General features: G+C 52.4%; 16 protein-coding genes and 1 pseudogene. 11 read left to right on the forward strand and 6 right to left on the reverse strand.

Going from position 1 to position 16,893, the window contains the following annotated elements; all coding sequences use genetic code 11:
* Positions 1–44: 44 nt before the first annotated feature.
* Entirely contained in the window at positions 45–350 is a 306-nt protein-coding gene (locus NEA10_RS04170; protein WP_252663965.1) for a hypothetical protein, read from the forward strand.
* Here NEA10_RS04170 and NEA10_RS04175 read toward each other — a convergent pair.
* Positions 325–732 carry a VOC family protein gene (locus NEA10_RS04175; RefSeq protein WP_252663967.1) on the reverse strand — a complete coding sequence of 136 codons (408 nt, stop codon included), beginning with the start codon at positions 730–732 and terminating at the stop codon, positions 325–327. The genes NEA10_RS04170 and NEA10_RS04175 overlap by 26 nt on opposite strands.
* A 180-nt stretch (positions 733–912) precedes the next feature.
* On the opposite strand from NEA10_RS04175, the gene NEA10_RS04180 reads away from it, so the two are divergent.
* From NEA10_RS04180 to NEA10_RS04190, 3 genes are all read left to right on the forward strand, one after another.
* The gene (locus tag NEA10_RS04180) at positions 913–1,623 is read left to right on the forward strand and encodes a PEP-CTERM sorting domain-containing protein (protein WP_252663968.1); all 711 of its coding nucleotides are present in this window, start codon (positions 913–915) and stop codon (positions 1,621–1,623) included.
* Between the two features lie 144 nt (positions 1,624–1,767).
* Positions 1,768–3,045 carry an ABC transporter substrate-binding protein gene (locus NEA10_RS04185; protein WP_252663970.1) on the forward strand — a complete coding sequence of 426 codons (1,278 nt, stop codon included), beginning with the start codon at positions 1,768–1,770 and terminating at the stop codon, positions 3,043–3,045.
* Between the two features lie 86 nt (positions 3,046–3,131).
* Complete coding sequence (locus tag NEA10_RS04190; protein ID WP_252663972.1) at positions 3,132–5,552, forward strand: sucrose synthase; 2,421 nt, start codon at positions 3,132–3,134, stop codon at positions 5,550–5,552.
* A 151-nt stretch (positions 5,553–5,703) separates the two neighbouring features.
* On the opposite strand, the pseudogene NEA10_RS04195 reads toward NEA10_RS04190, so the two are convergent.
* From NEA10_RS04195 to NEA10_RS04205, 3 genes and pseudogenes are all read right to left on the reverse strand, one after another.
* Positions 5,704–6,633: pseudogene (locus tag NEA10_RS04195) on the reverse strand (hypothetical protein); the annotation flags it as partial.
* A gap of 20 nt (positions 6,634–6,653) precedes the next feature.
* Positions 6,654–7,877, reverse strand: a complete 1,224-nt coding sequence (locus tag NEA10_RS04200) for a transposase (RefSeq protein WP_309494104.1) — start codon at positions 7,875–7,877, stop codon at positions 6,654–6,656.
* Between the two features lie 211 nt (positions 7,878–8,088).
* Positions 8,089–8,412: a hypothetical protein gene (locus tag NEA10_RS04205; protein ID WP_309494620.1), complete on the reverse strand. Its 324-nt coding sequence runs from the start codon at positions 8,410–8,412 to the stop codon at positions 8,089–8,091.
* 143 nt (positions 8,413–8,555) lie between these two features.
* Between NEA10_RS04205 and NEA10_RS04210 the strand changes: the two genes are divergently transcribed.
* The gene (locus NEA10_RS04210) at positions 8,556–8,711 is read left to right on the forward strand and encodes a hypothetical protein (RefSeq protein WP_252663974.1); all 156 of its coding nucleotides are present in this window, start codon (positions 8,556–8,558) and stop codon (positions 8,709–8,711) included.
* 121 nt (positions 8,712–8,832) lie between these two features.
* On the opposite strand, the gene NEA10_RS04215 is transcribed toward NEA10_RS04210, so the two are convergent.
* On the reverse strand, positions 8,833–9,495 hold the full coding sequence (locus NEA10_RS04215; RefSeq protein WP_252663976.1) for an L-threonylcarbamoyladenylate synthase: 663 nt from the start codon (positions 9,493–9,495) through the stop codon (positions 8,833–8,835).
* A 115-nt stretch (positions 9,496–9,610) separates the two neighbouring features.
* Here NEA10_RS04215 and larC point away from each other — a divergent pair, with 115 nt between their 5' ends.
* From larC to NEA10_RS04245, 6 genes are all read left to right on the forward strand, one after another.
* A complete protein-coding gene (gene larC / locus NEA10_RS04220) occupies positions 9,611–10,840 on the forward strand; it encodes a nickel pincer cofactor biosynthesis protein LarC (protein WP_252663982.1) in 1,230 nt (409 codons plus the stop codon).
* 84 nt (positions 10,841–10,924) lie between these two features.
* Positions 10,925–11,896, forward strand: a complete 972-nt coding sequence (locus tag NEA10_RS04225; protein ID WP_252663984.1) for a CobW family GTP-binding protein — start codon at positions 10,925–10,927, stop codon at positions 11,894–11,896.
* A complete protein-coding gene (locus NEA10_RS04230) occupies positions 11,884–12,963 on the forward strand; it encodes a WD40 repeat domain-containing protein (RefSeq protein WP_252663985.1) in 1,080 nt (359 codons plus the stop codon). Before NEA10_RS04225 ends, NEA10_RS04230 begins: the two co-directional genes overlap by 13 nt.
* A gap of 97 nt (positions 12,964–13,060) precedes the next feature.
* The gene (locus NEA10_RS04235) at positions 13,061–14,275 is read left to right on the forward strand and encodes a metal ABC transporter solute-binding protein, Zn/Mn family (protein WP_252663987.1); all 1,215 of its coding nucleotides are present in this window, start codon (positions 13,061–13,063) and stop codon (positions 14,273–14,275) included.
* Between the two features lie 63 nt (positions 14,276–14,338).
* Entirely contained in the window at positions 14,339–15,091 is a 753-nt protein-coding gene (locus NEA10_RS04240) for a metal ABC transporter ATP-binding protein (protein ID WP_374111845.1), read from the forward strand.
* Between the two features lie 11 nt (positions 15,092–15,102).
* Entirely contained in the window at positions 15,103–15,942 is an 840-nt protein-coding gene (locus NEA10_RS04245) for a metal ABC transporter permease (protein ID WP_252663998.1), read from the forward strand.
* 21 nt (positions 15,943–15,963) lie between these two features.
* Here the strand turns inward: NEA10_RS04245 and cdf31 are convergent, their stop codons facing one another.
* A complete protein-coding gene (gene cdf31, locus NEA10_RS04250; RefSeq protein ID WP_252664000.1) occupies positions 15,964–16,887 on the reverse strand; it encodes a CDF family zinc efflux transporter Cdf31 in 924 nt (307 codons plus the stop codon).
* Between the last annotated feature and the right edge of the window lie 6 nt (positions 16,888–16,893).

Here is a 16,893-nt window from a genome sequence, read left to right on the forward strand (position 1 = left end):
AGTTACCTCCCTAACTGCTATACCGACCCCTACCCATTGTTCTTATGCGCCTTCGGGAAGTTCTTTGGCCAACGCTGATCCTTGCGAGTCGGGCCAATCCCCCTCGCTTTGTAGAACTATTGATGTTGAGTTTAGCCACCGTCATGTTGCTGTTGTGGCTGTGGCAAGATCGATGGCCCTATGTGGTTCTCAGTGCCAGTTACGTCTTTGGTGCGGGGATGTCCATTTGGGTGCGAGAGTGGATTCGCCCCCATCGCAGCGATCGCCGCATTGGCCGTACCCGCGCCACCGCCTTATTAGGCTTAACCACCTTACTCATGTTCCTCAGCCTTCAGGAACTGAGCCAGTAGAGCGTTGATAGAGAATCAAGCGATTCCCATCGGGATCATAGCCATAGATTTCGCGACCATGGGAGGCCGTGATTAGCGGTCCCGGTGGGGGATGGCCTATGGCCGTTAAGTGGGCGATCGCCCCGTAAATATCCCCAACCTGCAAACAAAGGCTCATTGCCCCAGAAGCCCTCGTTTCCCGTCCTGACCCTAAAAATTCCCCTTGATGAGACGCACTAGGCTTAAAAATTGCCAGTCGCAGTCCAGGAAGGTCATACTCAGCATAGGTTCCCGCCATCTCCCGAGAGGGAGTCTGGGAGAACAGGCCCGTGTAAAACTCAACCAGCACCTCAACCTGGTCACTGGCAACTGTAACAAAACCCTTACAAAGACCCAGGCTCATCGTTTAATATTAGGAACTGCCCATCGCAGACTTCATCCTAGCTTTAAAGTTCCCCGAAAAACCGGGGTTGAATAACAAGTTTTTGTAAAGTCTCGCCAAATGGGGTGACAGGGGCGAATGGACTTGGTTAGGGTAAGGACATCCTAGATATGTCCCGAGTCTAACCGAGAGAGAAGTCCCATGAAGCACCACGTCCTCGCCCTAAGCCTATCCCTTCCCCTGATGGGAGTCGCCCTCGCCGCACCTCAAGCCAACGCCTTTAGCATTGCCGGACATCTAGACGGTGAGCAAGCCTTCAAAGACTTGGGCGTGGAAACTCCCTGGGCCGCTGAGAGCCGAATTGGCATCGAAGGGGCTGGCGACTACGAAATCGACATTCACAACTCCGACTTTAGTGATGTCACCCATCAGCAGTTTAGTTGGGTCAATGGACAAGCCTATGACTTCTCCTTGAGTTTTGATGGTAGTGAACTAATTTATAACGTCGCCGGTGTCACCGTTAGCAAAACCGTGACCCAAAGCAACTTTTCTGACCTGCTAATTCGCACCACAGCTCGTCAGACTGGCAACAGTGCAGAAGTCAGAAACCTGTTCCTCAATGGGGTTGAGATTAGCCAAACCTCCTTCTTCCAATGTCAGGACGCGAGTGGTTGTGACTTCTGGAACTCCTCCCAGTATCTCCATATCAGCGATGTCTCGGGTCCTTTCACCTTAACCGGAACCTCCATCTTCTCTTGGGAAGGCAAACGCCCCACCCGTTCCAACCTTGCCTATCAAATCAAACTTGTGGAAGGGGGCGACTCCCAGCCGGTTCCCGAACCCGCCTCACTTCTGGGTTTGGGTCTAATCGTAGCTGGTGCTAGTCAACTCAAACGTCGTCGTTCTCGCTAAGAATAGCGCCGACCACATTCAAATTCTCTCTTCGTTGTCTTGTCCCCCTACTTTTACCAGTGGGGGGTTTTTTCCGCTCATCCGACAGTCAACCCCGGTAATCCGGCCCACAATAGGGAACAGGTCTCGTTGAACTCAACCCCTATGAAACAACGGATATTAGCTTGGCGGCCCGTGATTCTGGCCCTGGCCTGTAGTCTTCTTCTAACCGCCTGTCAAATCACCCCATCACCGGCAGACGGTCTCCTCACCCTAACCCTGTGGCATGGAATTAATCCCCCTTCCAACCGGGATGTGTTTGATGAATTAGTCGCAGAATTTAACGCCGAACAGTCAGATTTTCAAATTGAGGCCCTCTATGTGGGCCAGCCGGATCAACAACTGCCGAAAATCTTCACCGCTGTCGTCGGCGGTGTTCCCCCGGATTTACTCTGGTTTACCCCCATGATTACCGGGCAACTGGTAAAGTTAGGGGCGATTCGTCCCCTAGAAGACTGGTTTGAGGCGTCTCCACACCCACAAGACCTCGATCCAGCCTTATTGAGTGGTATGACCCTCAATGACCAAATTTGGTCGATTCCCATGGCCACCAATAACTTAGGCCTCTTTTACCGTCCCAGTCTTTTCCAGGACGCGGGGATTGAGACCCTACCACAAACCTGGGAGGAGTTGCGAGAGGTGGCCCGAACCCTGACCGTTGACGAGAATGGCAATGGCCGGCCCGATCGCCATGGAATCTTGCTCTCCCTAGGAACTGGAGAATGGACCGTCTTTACCTGGTTAGGATTTCTCCATAGCATGGGAGGCGAGTTAATTGAAGATGGCGTTCCCAACCTAGTCACCCCAGAGGCGATCGCCGCCTTACAATTTTGGGCCGATCTCGTAGCCGACGGGTCCGTGAAACTCTCCCAACCGGGACGAGGCTATGAACTCAACGACTATATCGCCGGCCGTGTGGCCATGCAGTTAACCGGTCCTTGGACTCTGGAAGAATTGGAAAGCTTGGACATTGACTATGATGCCATGCCGATTCCCGCCGCCGAGCAACAGGCCACCGTCTTAGGAGGAGAACAACTATTTGTCATGAAAACTCGCCCCGAACGGGAACAGGCAGCGTTAAAATTTCTGGAGTTTGTATTGAGCGATCGCTTTCAGACCCAATGGGCCCTGGGGACGGGATATCTCCCGGTGACCCGAACGGCCCGCGAGAGTGAGGCCTATCAAACCTACCTCCGCGATCGCCCCATCCTAACTGTCTTTCTTGAGCAAATGTCAGGAGCGCATTCTCGTCCCATCCTTGCCAACTACGCTCGTCTGTCCGACAGTCTCGGTCGGGCGATCGAACAAACCTTACTCGGTTCAGACCCCGCAACGGCCCTAGAAACGGCCCAACGGCGAATTGACCGGATTTGGCAACCCTAATTCAGAAAAGGTGAAGACAGCCCCTACTTAGGCTTTCAGATGTCGTCACCCCTCTCCTCAACCTCTCTTATTTCGGCAGACATATTATGTCCCACCTCCTTCAATCCGTTCTCAACAGCAACAACAAACTGGATCTGCGCCAGTTTTTCGGTGAACTGCGCCTCAAGGAGCAACGCTACCTACTCCGCAACGACATCGAGCGCGCCTTTAGCGACTACTGTAAACAACATCAAAAATCCCAAGAGTTCCAACATCACTCTCCCCTCGGTCAACTGATTGACTACACCCAGGAACTCATCGTCGATGGGGAAAGCATTTGTGCCATCATCCGCCCCAAAATTGCCGACCAAGAGGTCTACCGCATCCATGAAGACCTCAGCTATGATGCCATCACCGTTCAAGACCTTCTCGATACCCGCGATCGCTTTGTCGGCCATTACCGTCCCCAAGATGGCGATGTCTTCGAGATTGACTTTGAACCCTTCTATGACTACTCCCCCAGTATCCGCGACCCCAAAAACATCGGCAAAGGGGTGGAATTTCTCAATCGCTATCTCTCCAGCAAACTCTTCCAAGACCCTCGGGAATGGCAAGAAACCCTCTTTCAATTCCTCAGCCTCCATTCCTACAACGGTCTCAAACTCCTGATCAACCCCCGCATCAAAACCTGGGAACAACTCTCAGACCGAGTCAAACAAGCCATCAGCTTCACCAGCCAACGTCCTGAAAGCGATCCCTACGATAGTTTCCGCTTTGACCTACAGGATCTCGGCTTTGAACCCGGCTGGGGGAACACCGCCGGCCGCGTCCGGGACACCCTCAACATCCTCGACGAACTCATCGATTCCCCCAATGACCAGGTCTTAGAAACCTTCGTCTCCCGCATTCCCATGATTTTCCGCATCGTCCTGGTGTCGGTGCATGGGTGGTTTGGCCAAGAGGGGGTTCTCGGTCGTCCCGATACCGGCGGCCAGGTCGTCTATGTCCTCGATCAGGCCCGCAGTCTAGAGAAACAACTGCAAGCGGAACTCCACGAAGCGGGACTGGATGTGTTGGGAGTTCATCCCAAAGTCATTGTCCTCACTCGCCTGATTCCCAACGCCGAAGGAACCCGCTGTAATGAGCGGTTAGAGAAAATTTGGGGAACCGATGATGCTTGGATTCTCCGGGTTCCCTTCCGGGAGTTTAACCCCAAGGTCACCCAAAACTGGATTTCTCGCTTTGAAATTTGGCCCTATCTGGAAACCTTCACCCTCGATGCGGAAACAGAACTCCTGGCAGAGTTTAAGGGTAGCCCCGATTTAATTGTCGGCAACTACTCCGATGGCAATATCGTGGCCTTTCTCCTCTCCCGTCGCCTCAAAGTCACCCAGTTCAATGTGGCTCATGCATTAGAGAAGTCGAAATATCTCTTTAGTAACCTCTATTGGCAGGAATTGGAAAACCAATATCACTTCTCCATTCAGTTTACCGCTGACCTGATTGCCATGAATGCTGCAAATTGCATCATTAGCAGCACCTATCAGGAGATTGTCGGCAAGCCGGATAGTGTGGGACAGTACGAGTCTTACCATTGTTTCTCCATGCCGGATCTCTATCATGTGGTCTCGGGGATTAACCTGTTTAGTCCTAAGTTTAATGTGGTGGCTCCTGGGGTCAATGAAGCGGTGTTCTTCCCCTACCTGCGACAAGAGGAGCGGGTTCCTAGCGATGTAGAACGGTTGGATAAACTCTTGTTTACCGATGAAGACCCCAGTCAGGTGTACGGAACCTTAGAGGACCCCAACAAACGCCCCCTGTTCTCCATGGCCCGTCTCGATCGCATCAAAAATCTCTCAGGATTAGTGGACTGTTTCGGTCAAAGTCCCGAATTACAAGAGCATTACAACCTGATTTTCATCGCCGGAAAACTCCGGGAAGACGAGTCAGACGATGCCGAAGAGATTGCCGAAATGCGGAAACTCTACGAATCCATTGAACGCTACAATCTGCACGGAAAATTCCGCTGGTTGGGAGTCCGTTTACCGAAAGTGGATTCGGGAGAAGTCTATCGCGTCATCGCCGATCGCCGTGGAGTCTTTGTCCAGCCGGCCCTCTTTGAAGCCTTCGGGTTAACGATTCTAGAAGCCATGATTTCCGGCTTACCCACCTTCGGCACTCAATTTGGCGGACCCCTAGAGATTATTCAGGACAAAATCAATGGCTTCTACATCAACCCAACGAATTTAGAGGAAATGGCGCAAAAATTGGTTGACTTTGCCACCAAGTGCCAGCAAAACCCCGATTATTGGCTTGAGATTTCTCAAAAGGGCATGGACCGAGTCTACAGCACCTACACCTGGCAAATACACACTTCGCGTCTTTTGTCAATGGCAAAAACCTATGGATTCTGGAACTATTCCTCTCAAGAAAACCGGGAAGATATGTTGCGCTATCTCGAATCCCTGTTTTACCTCATCTACAAACCCCGCGCCCAAGCCATGTTAGCTGAACACATGGCCCGATAGCCCCATAACAAACTGGGGGCAACGCGCCCCCAGTCAGTCTCTATTCAGTGGTCCGTCCCTCCCATATCTCCCTACTGCCTGTTGCCCAGGGCGACCACAAGGGCACGCCCCTACGTCTTTTCTCTTGCCTCTTGCCTCTTGCCTCTTGCCTCTACTCCCCATTCCGATATTGCCAAGCCAAATCCAAGAGTTTGGTCCAGCGTTTCTCGGCTTGCTTGGGGGTGCAATTGAGGAGGCTCGAAATTTCACTATTGCTGCGACCTTGTTGTTTCAAGGCAATCAGTTTAACTTGTTCAGGGGTGATATTTTTGAGGAAGGCTTGCCATTGTCCAGGGGACATCCCGAGATTGCGATCGAGGTCAGCACCTAGCCATTGATGCACGAGCTTCCAGTTTCCGGCGCGGGAGAACTTCTCAACATGGTATTTAAACCGTTGTTGCAGATAATCCCGTTGACGAGCGGTTAAACCGAGAATTTCGTCAATTTCATGGGCCGGGATATCTTGGAGTTTCAGGGTGAGGTAGTCGATGCACTCCGGCTGACCTTGCTCTTTGAGATAGTTAACCAGGGCTTTGATGACGCGATCGCGCATCACCGACTCGGCGGGATCGATGGTCTCAGACACCATCTGTTCGCGCACTTGACGAGCAGCGGCGGACCGGCTGACGCTTTCGTCCTCTTCACTTTTACCGGATTCGACGGCTAACTCCATATCGATGGACGTTTCCGGGGGTTGGCCGTTGGCGAACCCTTGCGCTCTCAGAACAATCAACTGTTTAGAATTACGCCCGGGCAGGGAAATACGCCGTTTGGCATATTGTTCAGTGAAAGCCATGTATTCTGCCAGTTCAACACGGGTGCGGGGAGTGTAATCCTGAGGCACATCATGTTCTCGGCGGAAAGCCCGCAAGACTTCGATATAAAAGCCTTGTAGGAAATCCTCAATCAGGCTGTAACGACCTTGGAACCCCAGGCGGGCCCGACTCGGGGCAATATGGCGATAGACAATCACGCTGAGGTTGCTATGGAGTTCACTCCGTCCCCGTTTAGAGCCAAGTTCGTAGTAACCGGCTATTTTTTCAATCAATACTCCGGACAGATTTAGGATGCAAGAGCACCGTAGGATAGGAGTTCCGAGTAGTTGGGATGGGATTTAATTAAAGTCGGGTCTAAGTCAAAGCTGTCGATAAATAGGTCAAAAAGATGCTCATTGAGAGCCAAGCGTTTGAGAGAGGCGATGGAAAAACTCAAAGGTTCAGCACGAGTGTGGGTCGATTGTAAGGTGGCTTTGGCTAAATTGAGAGCCAGGAGACTGGCATTAACATGAGAGTCGAGGGCTTCAGCGGAGCGGGCCTCACAATCAGAGAAGCCCAGAAACTGACGAGCATCGCGAAAAATAAACTCAATTTGGAAACGAGCGGTGTAACAACGATAGAGATGGAGGGGGTCAAGGGTGACATCGGTGGAAAACAAGACCACGTAACTGCGTCGTCCATTCTGCTCTTTGAGCAAATAAGCCAAACGAACCGGTCGTCGAAAGTTAACTGACCAGACCACGGCTGTGTATAGAGAAACTCCTTCGTCTAAAGTGGCAACGAAAGTCAAACGACTCGGGTCAGTCAAATCAACCTTACCGTCATAGCGACGGGGGCGACCTCGTCCCCGATGAGGGCCGTCATAAAGAAACTTAAGATTAGCATCGCTGCGCAAGCGACCGATGGCCTCGAAGCCTAAGCCCACCACCCCATTGACCCACTTGGACTTGCTGTAAAAGCCATCCGCGACGACATAACGAATCCAGTCCGGGAAAAAGATGGTGCAGTAAGCCAGATGCCCGAGGTAGAAATCCAAGCGGCTCCTCGAAGCCACTTGGTCTTCGGTCGGGGTCTTCTCGGTTCTCAAGTCGGCTTCCGTTTGTTGGGCTGACAAGGTATAGCCCGTCTTCTGCTGCAAGTCAACAATAGCTACAACAGACCATTCGAGTCCTTTTTCGGCTCGTTGAGCTTTGCTGTTGTAAAACCAATCCAAGCCATGGGTGTGACGACCACTTTTCTCGTTGAAGGTGCAATCGACTACTACTATCTGTTCGCTGTCCTCGGGTCGTAGCTGTTCGATTAAGCGGCGGTTGAGACGTTCGAGTCCTAGACCCGCCTCGAAGTGTCGCCGATAAGTCCGCTCGTTTATCTGGCTGTAGCGGCTGAGATTCGTATAGTTGACTCGACCACAGACGACAAAGAGAGTGGTCATCAGGGTCATCAAAAATTTCTGCTGGGGTTTGCTAAATGTTTCCACCAGACCCGCTACAATGCTCTTGAGGCTATCCATCTGTGCAGCTTTGTTAGATTTACCACCTGCACTTTAGACGATGGATAGCTTTTCTCCAACTCGGCGAACCCACACCGCCGCTCTCTGGCGTCTCTGCCAACGACCTCCGCTCCCCCCCTCGGTAACTCGCTTTCTTTTCCCAACTCGACTTGTTGCACGAGACGGCACCTCCCCGGAATCCTTTGCCAGATACCGGTGACAGGCGTTTGTCTTACTGACTCAACTCAATAACGCCCAAAAAACTGTCCGGAGTATTGTCAATACGATGTTGGGCTAGGTTCAGTTGCCATTTTTTAACTTCCCCCGAGCGTTGAATGCGATCGCTCTTTTGACAAATTCGTTCCACTTCTCGGGCAATTCTTTCCGCCACAGCTTTGGCACTACGAGAACGAGTCTCGATGGCTTCAGCTAGGCGTTGGTTTAACGTTTCCGTCAGGGGGTCTGCAACTGGACTGGGGGCTGGCCCCGATGACATCGGTTGGGGTTGAACTTGGCCGAGGTCATGGTGGAAAGAGGTTTGAAGTTTAATGGTCATGATGGTAGGTGGCAGGTAGCGCACTGGGTAAACGATGAACAGATGGTGAACCCTCTAGGTGCTTCCCGAGGGAAGTTTCCTTGGGTGCCTTGCTGTCCACACTTCAACTGTAGAGAGCCTTTGAGCCAACGTCGCCCGAGTTAATGCCACTCTTTCAACCTCGCGATCGCACCGCAACCAGTTGCCCAACTGCCCTGATTTTCTCGGGAGTACGGAATGCCGAACAAACCCCCCGAACTCAAACGGAGTCTGCTGTTGGGGGTCGCGATCGCTCCCTATCCTTCCTGAAACGATCCTAGGACAGTTGCCAGAGCGATCGCCCCCTCCCAGATCAGCCTGAGAATTGGCACAAGAATTGGCACAATCCCAGACCCAGAAAATCGGCCCTACACCGAACCTATTGCCGAGGTGACCACTGGACTAAATCCAGGCGGCGGCAGCTTCCCAATTCAAGCCCCGGCGGACGATTTCAGGATAGTTGGCATCGGTTAAATCCAAAATGGTGGACATCTCATACCCCGGTTCACTGCCGTCATCGATAATCAGGTCGACCAATTTCTCCCAGCGATCGAATAACTCAGCTTTGTCCAGGGTTTGCCCAACCTCTAAGGTGGGAATCGGCGTACTATACTCTTTATCGAGTAAATAGGCCGAGGTGGAGACAATCGGAACTTGCAAGGCATCCAGGAGGGCAAGACAGACGGGGCGATCGGGAACCCGAATCCCCGTGGTTTTGCGTTTGGGGGACATCACCAGTTTGGGAACCTGTTTCGTCGCCGGCAACAGAAAGGTAAACGTTCCGGGAATCAGACGCTTCATAATTCGGTAGGCCGGATCAGACACTTGGGCATAACTCGCGATGTTGGACAGGGAAGGACAGAGAAAGGTTAAAGGCTTGTCGTTGGAGAGTTGTTTGATTTGACGAACTCGTTGAACCGCAGACTTGACGTGAATCCCACAGCCAATGGCATAGACCGTATCGGTGGGGTATAACATCACAGCCCCTTGATCGAGGGCGTCCCTAATTTCCTCTATTCGCCGAGGTTGTGGGGTGTCCGGATGAACTTCGTAAATGGTTGCCATAAAGGTCAGATGGAATTCAAGAGAGCAGATGCCGGCTGCATGAAACAGCCCTGCCACCCTATAATTGCATTGGATTTGCTATCACCACAGGGTTTAGGGGCAACAGAGCCAAGACATGAGCAGTCGCATCGCCTATTTTGATTGTCCAACGGGAATCGCCGGGGATATGTGCTTGGGGGCCCTCCTCGATGCTGGGGTTCCCTTAGAGTACCTAGAACAGCAACTGGGGGGTTTAGGGTTAGGAGGCGCGTTTCGTTTGCGGCCGGAACGAGTCCAACGTCAGGGCCAAGATGGCCTAAAACTCCATGTCGAGTTAGCCGGTGTCGCCGAAGAACCGCCCACCGTTGAGGGCCATCACCATCATCACGACACTCGCCACCTGCCGGAGATTGAAACGCTGATTCAGGGCGCGAATTTGAGCCAGCGTGCCCGGGACTGGAGTTTGCAGGTGTTTCGACGTTTAGCGGATGCGGAAGGCTCTGTTCACGGCATTAGCCCCGATCGCGTGCATTTTCATGAGGTGGGGGCCGTGGATGCCATTGTCGATATTGTGGGCACCTGTGTTGGCTTGGACTGGCTCGGGGTTGACCGCATTCTCTGTTCTGCTTTACCCAGTGGCGGGGGAACGGTAAAAGCGGCCCATGGACAACTGCCGGTTCCCGTTCCAGCGGTGTTGAAGTTGTTTCAGATGCGCGGGGTGATGCTGTACGACAATGGCATCCGTCGGGAGTTGGTGACCCCCACTGGGGCCGCGTTAATGGTCACTCTGGCAGAATCGTTTGGCCAGGCCCCAGCCATGCAGCTACAACAAACTGGTTTGGGGGCAGGAACTCAAGATTTGGCGATTCCCAATCTTCTACGGCTCTGGGTGGGGGAAACGGAGGAGTCTCCCTGGGGGAGCGATCGCGTCTGTGTGTTGCAAACTCAGTTAGATGACATTCCCCCCCAAGCCATTGGCTACACCTGCGATCGCCTCTTTGAGATGGGGGCGTTGGATGTCTTCACGCAAGGGATTCAGATGAAGAAATCCCGCCCCGGCATTCTCCTGACGGTGATTTGCCCCCCCGAAAAACAACGCACCTGTGAAACGGTCATCTTCCAAGAAACCACCACCCTCGGTATTCGCCAAACCCTGCAACCGCGATCGCTGCTTAAACGTCATATCGAGACGGTTGAACTCGACGGCCAACCCGTCCGCCTGAAAATCGCTAGCGATGCAACCGGGGCCAGGTTCAATGTCCAGCCCGAATATGAGGATATCGCCGCGATCGCCCGCCAACAAAAACGCCCCTGGTATCAAGTCCACCAGCAGGCCCTACAGACGTGGCACAACCATCAAGCCTGACCTTAGCTCTCTCGCTGATGATAACTCGACAATGAAAACAATTATCATTTAAGATAGTCACCAGCCGCCCCAGCGTTAGGATTTATGGTCAACACCTCCATGCTAAACACCGTTCCCGTTACTGTTCTGACTGGGTATCTGGGAGCTGGAAAAACCACACTTCTCAACCGCATCCTCACCCATGAACATGGCAAAAAAGTTGCGGTCATCGTCAACGAGTTTGGTGAAGTTGGTATCGATAACCAATTGGTGATTGATGCTGATGAAGAAATCTTCGAGATGAACAACGGCTGTATCTGTTGCACCGTAAGGGGTGACCTGATTCGCATTATTGGTAACCTGATGCGGCGGCGAGATAAATTTGACCATTTGGTGATTGAAACCACGGGCTTAGCAGACCCAGCCCCGGTGATTCAGACCTTCTTCGTCGATGACGAGATGCAGGAGCAACTGAACCTCGATGCAGTGGTGACGGTGGTGGATGCCAAACATATTCATGATCATTGGGATGCCGACGAAGCCCAAGAGCAAATCGCCTTTGCCGATGTCATCCTCCTCAACAAGACGGATTTAGTCAGCGAGGCTGAATTAAAGGACTTAGAAGACCGCATCCGCTCGATGAACATCATGGCCAAGGTCTATCGCACCCAAGATGCTGCCGTGGAAATGCAGCAAATTCTGGGGGTGAAGGCGTTTGACCTCAATCGGGCCCTAGAGGTCGATCCCAAGTTCCTGGAAGAAGACGCTCACGACCATGATGAGACGGTAGGATCGATTGCTCTAGTGGAAGCGGGGGCGATCGATGGGGAAAAACTCAATGCTTGGCTGAGTGAGTTGTTACAAACCCAGGGGCCGAATATCTTCCGCATGAAAGGTATTTTGAATTTAGATGGGGAAGACGAGCGGTTCGTCTTTCAGGGGGTGCATATGCTCTTTGACGGTTCACCCGATCGCCCCTGGAAGCCTGGAGAAGAGCGCAAAAATGAACTGGTCTTCATCGGGCGCGATCTCGATGCTACTCAGCTCGCCGAGGCCTTTCGCTCATGTCTCGTCTAAACCAATATTCCCTAAAACAAGAGCGTCGGGGCCAGTTGCAGGAATATGGAACCGCCCTCGCTTGGACTCCCGACGGCCAGCGGCTGGCTATGGCTTCGGCGGCCGGCGAGATTGTGCTGATTGCCCTTGATGGGAGTCCCCAACAGGTGTTACAGGAAGCCGATGGGCAATCGATTGATGTCCTGGCTATCTCCCATGATGGACAATTTCTCGCTGCCGGAGGCCAAACGGGAACGCTCCTGATTTGGCGATTGGGGGAGTCTCCCGAGTTAGTCACCTGCTTGGACAATCCGAAAACTTGGCTGGAGCATCTGGCCTGGCATCCTCAGCGTAATGAATTAGCCATGGGGTTAGGCCCCTATGTGCAAGTCTGGGATGCTGAGGCGGCGGAGGTGGTGACTACCCTGATGTTTGAATCCTCCTCGGTGTTGGATTTAGCCTGGCATCCTGACGGGACTCACTTAGCGGCGGGGGGTCATCAGGGGATTAAAGTCTGGACTAGCCAGGATTGGGATGAAGACCCTCAACTCTATGAAATTCCGGCAGCGAGTGTCTGTCTGGCTTGGTCAGGTAATGGGGAATACCTGGCATCCGGGAATATGGATCGCACCCTGGTAGTTTGGGCCCAGGGCAATCCCTATCCTTGGCGAATGCAAGGCTTCCCGGCTAAGGTGCGTCAGTTAGCCTGGTCTGAGTTTTGGTTGGGGGAAGCACCTCTGTTGGCTGCCAGCAGTCGTGAGGGGATTGTCATCTGGGACAAATATCAGGATGATGACCAGGGTTGGAATCCCCAACTGTTGGAGTTGCACAAGGGTCCGGTGAGGGCGATCGCCTTTCAGCCTCAAACTCAACTTTTAGCCTCGGCTTCTGAAGATGGTTCGATTTGTCTATGGGAAGATGCAGCGGAGGTGGTGCAACTCCTGGATGGGGCGGAGGCTGGGTTTTCGGCGTTGGCTTGGAACCCCGGTGGAACAGCGTTAGCTGCCCTGGGGGAAGCCGGAGACTGGCTCGTTTGGACTCAGGGCGAGGGCCGGAAAGGATTTCTTAAGGATATTTTTGGGAATTAATCAAGATGTTGGGCCAGCTTTACAGTTTGGTCTGCAATAATAATGATTATCATTTGCAAATTTTCCGGTTGTCACACACTTAATACAGATCTCAATCATGAAGAGTTTTCTTCCCTTACAACAGCTGATGGGCGTATCCCGCCGAGCCGCTCGTCCCCTCTGTGCGATCGCCGCCTCGGTGACGCTCGTGGGGCTGGGGGGCTGTGCGGCAGAGTCAGAAGACCCGACCCAAGCCGCTTTGGGCGACGGGGAGACTGAAGAATTACGGGTCATGACCACCTTTATGCCCATCACTCAGTTTACGAAAGCCGTGGCGGGCGATCGCGCTGACGTGGTGCAACTGTTACCCCTTGGGGTCGATCCTCACGACTATCAAGCCCGGCCCGCCGAAGTACAAGCCTTGGGCGAAGCCGATGTGTTGGTGAAAAATGGTCTGGAAATGGAATTCTTCCTGGACAGCCTCATTGCGAACGCCGAAAACCCAGATTTACTGATTATTGACACCAGTGAAGGGGTCGCCCTTCTCTCCAATGAGGAAACTGGGGGTCATCATCACCATCATGACCATGACCATGACCATGGCCACGACCACGACCACGACCATGGCCATAGCCACGACCATGACCATGACCATGACCATGACCATGGCCATAGCCACGACCACGACCATGACCATGACCATGACCATGGCCATAGCCATGACCATGGCGATGGACATCATCATCACCATCATGGAGAATATAACCCTCACATCTGGCTCGATCCCCAACGAGCTATCCAACAGGTGGAAAATATCCGTGACGGCTTAATCTCCGCTGACCCAGATGGGGAACCGGAGTACACCGCCAACGCCGCCGCCTTTATTGATCAATTGCGGGATCTTGATGAAGAAATCAGTGACGCCTTAGCCCCCTTCGCGGGAGGGACGTTTGTCGTCTTTCATGACTTTGCCCCCTACTTTGCTGAGCGCTACAATTTGGAAACTGATTTCCTCGTGGACGTGCCGGCCTCCAACCCGTCTCCGGGAGATGTCCAACGAATTGCGGACCAAGTGGCTCAAACCAACCTCAAGACTCTCTTAGCTGAACCCCAAGCAGGAGAAGATACCTTTGCGGCGTTAGCCGGAGATTTAGGCGTCAACGTTAGCATTTTTAGCCCCATGGAGATTGCCACCCGTCCCGAAGATTTGCAACCGGACGCCTACCTAAGGATGATGCGGCAGAACCTGGCAAATCTCAAAGAGGCGTTTGGTGCTTCTGCTCAATCTTGGTGGTATCTTGAAGTCCCAGAACTTGCTGTAGCAAGTCATTAAGGATGTCTCCAAGTCCTAGGGCATAACCGATAACAACGGAGGGAAAACTTGAGTGACCTTGTAATGACCGTTAATAACCTAACGGTGTATCGTGAACACTATTTGGCGGTGCGGGACGTCTCATTTTCTCTTGAGGCGGGAACCGATACAGCCATTGTCGGACCAAATGGTGCTGGCAAAAGTACCCTAGTTCAGGCCCTTTTGGGAATTTTGCCTCGTAAGGCGGGGGAGATTTTCATCTTAGGGCAACCCTTAAGCCGTCGGGGTCGTCTTCCCTCCGTTGTCCGGGAGCAAATTGCCTATCTTCCCCAAAATTTTCTCTTTGATCGCCGGATTCCGATCACCGTCGAGGAGTTAGTGGAGTTAGGTTGGGAGTCCCCGGGAATCCGTTTGCCTTGGCTGGGGGGACGACAACGATTTCAGCAAGTCCGTCAAGCCTTAGCGCGGGTGGATGGGGCCCATTTGCGATCGCACTCCATTAGCAGCCTCTCCGGTGGAGAAATGAAGCGGGTTCTCTTGGCCTACTGTTTGGTACGTCCCCGCAGTCTCTTAATTTTAGATGAAGCACCGGCGGGGTTAGATATTCAAAGTGAGTCAGAGTTTTATCAGCTTCTGTATCAGTTGAAACAAGAACAAGGTTGGGCAATTTTGCAAGTTTCCCATGACTTGGAAATGGTACGCCGACATTGCGATCGCGTCCTTTGTTTGAATCGAACCTTGCGCTGTGAAGGGATTCCTGAAGTCGCATTATCTCCAGAAAACCTGGTGGCAGCCTATGGGAGCGATCGCACCCCCTATCATCATTCTCATTACTAAGTCGTCTTCCTATGTCTTTGACTGCTGAACTGGCTCGTGTCGGTGATTTATTTCAACTTCCCTTCATGCAACGGGCATTGATGGGCGGAGTTCTGACAGGGATGACTGGGGGACTCCTCGGAAGTTTTGCTGTCCTGCGACAACTCTCTTTTTTTAGTGATACCTTGGGACATTCGGCGCTTTTGGGCATTAGTCTAGGTGTCTTATTCGGGCTTAATCCTACCGTTGTCTTGCTGCCCTTTGCCGTTATCTTTGCCCTGGGAGTCTCTTATCTATTAGAAAAAACTAAACTTTGGACAGATGCTTTATTAAATATTGTCTATTCTGCATCCTTGGCGATCGCCATCATTCTTCTGAGTTTTGTTGGTCGATATACCGGGGGTTTAAATAATCTTTTATTTGGGGACATTTTAGGAGTGCGTCCAGGAGATTTAGTCTTTAGTGCCCTTCTCCTCGTGGCTTGTATTTTGTTCGTGGGGTTGACCCTCCGAACTCAAATGCTGGTCACCCTCCATGAAGAATTAGCCATCGCTCGGGGAATTTCTGTCGCCCGACATCGGATGGTATTCACCACCTTGTTAGCCTTAGTGGTGGGAATTTCCATCAAGGCGATCGGTGTTTTACTCATTAGCGCCTTTGTGGTGATCCCCGCTTGTACTGCCCAGCTTCTCACCGGAAACTTCAGCCGCTATATTATCATCTCAACAATTATTGGTGCCTTGAGTGCCGTCGGAGGAATGCTCATTTCCGCCTTTTGGGATTTGCCCTCGGGTCCGAGCATTGTCGTCACACAGCTGAGCTTATTTTTGATGGCGACTTCCGTTCCTTTGGCACGGCGAGTTGTCGCGTAGAATCGAAAAAATGGTATACAATCATTCAATTTTTCCTAAACTTTCCTGATGTTGAGGGCCATACGTAATCTGGTCAGATTGATAATTAGGGGGTTCCATGTGAATCGTCAGGCGAATCGGGGCAAACCGCTCCTCTAATCGGGTCTCAATCTCCTCAGTAATTTGATGGGCCGTAGCCAAGTCTTCAGCAGCCACCACCACGTGCATCTCCACAAACAACTGGCGACCAATCAAACCACGGGAGGCGATCTTATGACAGTTGATGACTCCAGGAACCTCCATGACAAGGCTATAGATGGCTTCCGGGGCGATCGCCATCTCATCAATCAACCAGGGTAGATTCTCCCGTAACACCTGCCAACCGCTGTGAAACACCAACCCCGCCACCGGAACCGCTAGAATAATATCTAACTGGGGATACCCCAACCAAACCCCAATCAGCCCGAGCATGACCGTAATCGTAATCCAGACATCACTCATCGTATGGTGAGCATCGGCAATCAGGATCTTGCTGCCGATCCTCAATCCCACCCGTCGCTCATAATAGGTGACAAAGATATTCACCCCTAACACCAGCAGCATCAGCCATAGCACGAGGGGGGAGATGGTCACAGGATTTTCCTGATCCGACAGACGCTCGAACACCCCCCTAACAATCTCGAAAAACGCCGCCCCAAGAAATGCCGCGATTCCCAGGGCCCCTATGGCCTCAAACTTTTGATGTCCATAGGGATGTTCCCGATCGGGGTCCGGGGAGGATAACCGACTCGTCACTAACCCGAGAACGTTACTGGCCCCATCCGTCATACTGTGGAGCGCATCAGCTACCAAACTCAGAGACCCCGTCCACCAGCCTAAACTCGCCTTAACGGCGACCACCAACAGGTTTAACCCGAGGGTGACCAGTAAAACACGCTGGACTTGGGGGCGATGATCAACAACCATAGTCTT

The organism is Phormidium yuhuli AB48 (assembly GCF_023983615.1).
Taxonomy (GTDB): Bacteria; Cyanobacteriota; Cyanobacteriia; order Cyanobacteriales; family Geitlerinemataceae; genus Sodalinema; species Sodalinema yuhuli.

Coding starts and splice junctions, on each gene's coding strand:
- NEA10_RS04230 (WP_252663985.1), top strand. CDS start 11,884: ATGTCTCGTCTAAACCAATATTCCCTAAAACAAGAGCGTCGGGGCCAG.
- NEA10_RS04245 (WP_252663998.1), top strand. CDS start 15,103: ATGTCTTTGACTGCTGAACTGGCTCGTGTCGGTGATTTATTTCAACTT.
- NEA10_RS04185 (WP_252663970.1), top strand. CDS start 1,768: ATGAAACAACGGATATTAGCTTGGCGGCCCGTGATTCTGGCCCTGGCC.
- NEA10_RS04210 (WP_252663974.1), top strand. CDS start 8,556: ATGCCACTCTTTCAACCTCGCGATCGCACCGCAACCAGTTGCCCAACT.
- cdf31 (WP_252664000.1), bottom strand. CDS start 16,887: ATGGTTGTTGATCATCGCCCCCAAGTCCAGCGTGTTTTACTGGTCACC.
- NEA10_RS04235 (WP_252663987.1), top strand. CDS start 13,061: ATGAAGAGTTTTCTTCCCTTACAACAGCTGATGGGCGTATCCCGCCGA.
- NEA10_RS04225 (WP_252663984.1), top strand. CDS start 10,925: ATGGTCAACACCTCCATGCTAAACACCGTTCCCGTTACTGTTCTGACT.
- larC (WP_252663982.1), top strand. CDS start 9,611: ATGAGCAGTCGCATCGCCTATTTTGATTGTCCAACGGGAATCGCCGGG.
- NEA10_RS04175 (WP_252663967.1), bottom strand. CDS start 732: ATGAGCCTGGGTCTTTGTAAGGGTTTTGTTACAGTTGCCAGTGACCAG.
- NEA10_RS04170 (WP_252663965.1), top strand. CDS start 45: ATGCGCCTTCGGGAAGTTCTTTGGCCAACGCTGATCCTTGCGAGTCGG.
- NEA10_RS04240 (WP_374111845.1), top strand. CDS start 14,339: ATGACCGTTAATAACCTAACGGTGTATCGTGAACACTATTTGGCGGTG.
- NEA10_RS04190 (WP_252663972.1), top strand. CDS start 3,132: ATGTCCCACCTCCTTCAATCCGTTCTCAACAGCAACAACAAACTGGAT.
- NEA10_RS04215 (WP_252663976.1), bottom strand. CDS start 9,495: ATGGCAACCATTTACGAAGTTCATCCGGACACCCCACAACCTCGGCGA.
- NEA10_RS04180 (WP_252663968.1), top strand. CDS start 913: ATGAAGCACCACGTCCTCGCCCTAAGCCTATCCCTTCCCCTGATGGGA.
- NEA10_RS04205 (WP_309494620.1), bottom strand. CDS start 8,412: ATGACCATTAAACTTCAAACCTCTTTCCACCATGACCTCGGCCAAGTT.
- NEA10_RS04200 (WP_309494104.1), bottom strand. CDS start 7,877: ATGGATAGCCTCAAGAGCATTGTAGCGGGTCTGGTGGAAACATTTAGC.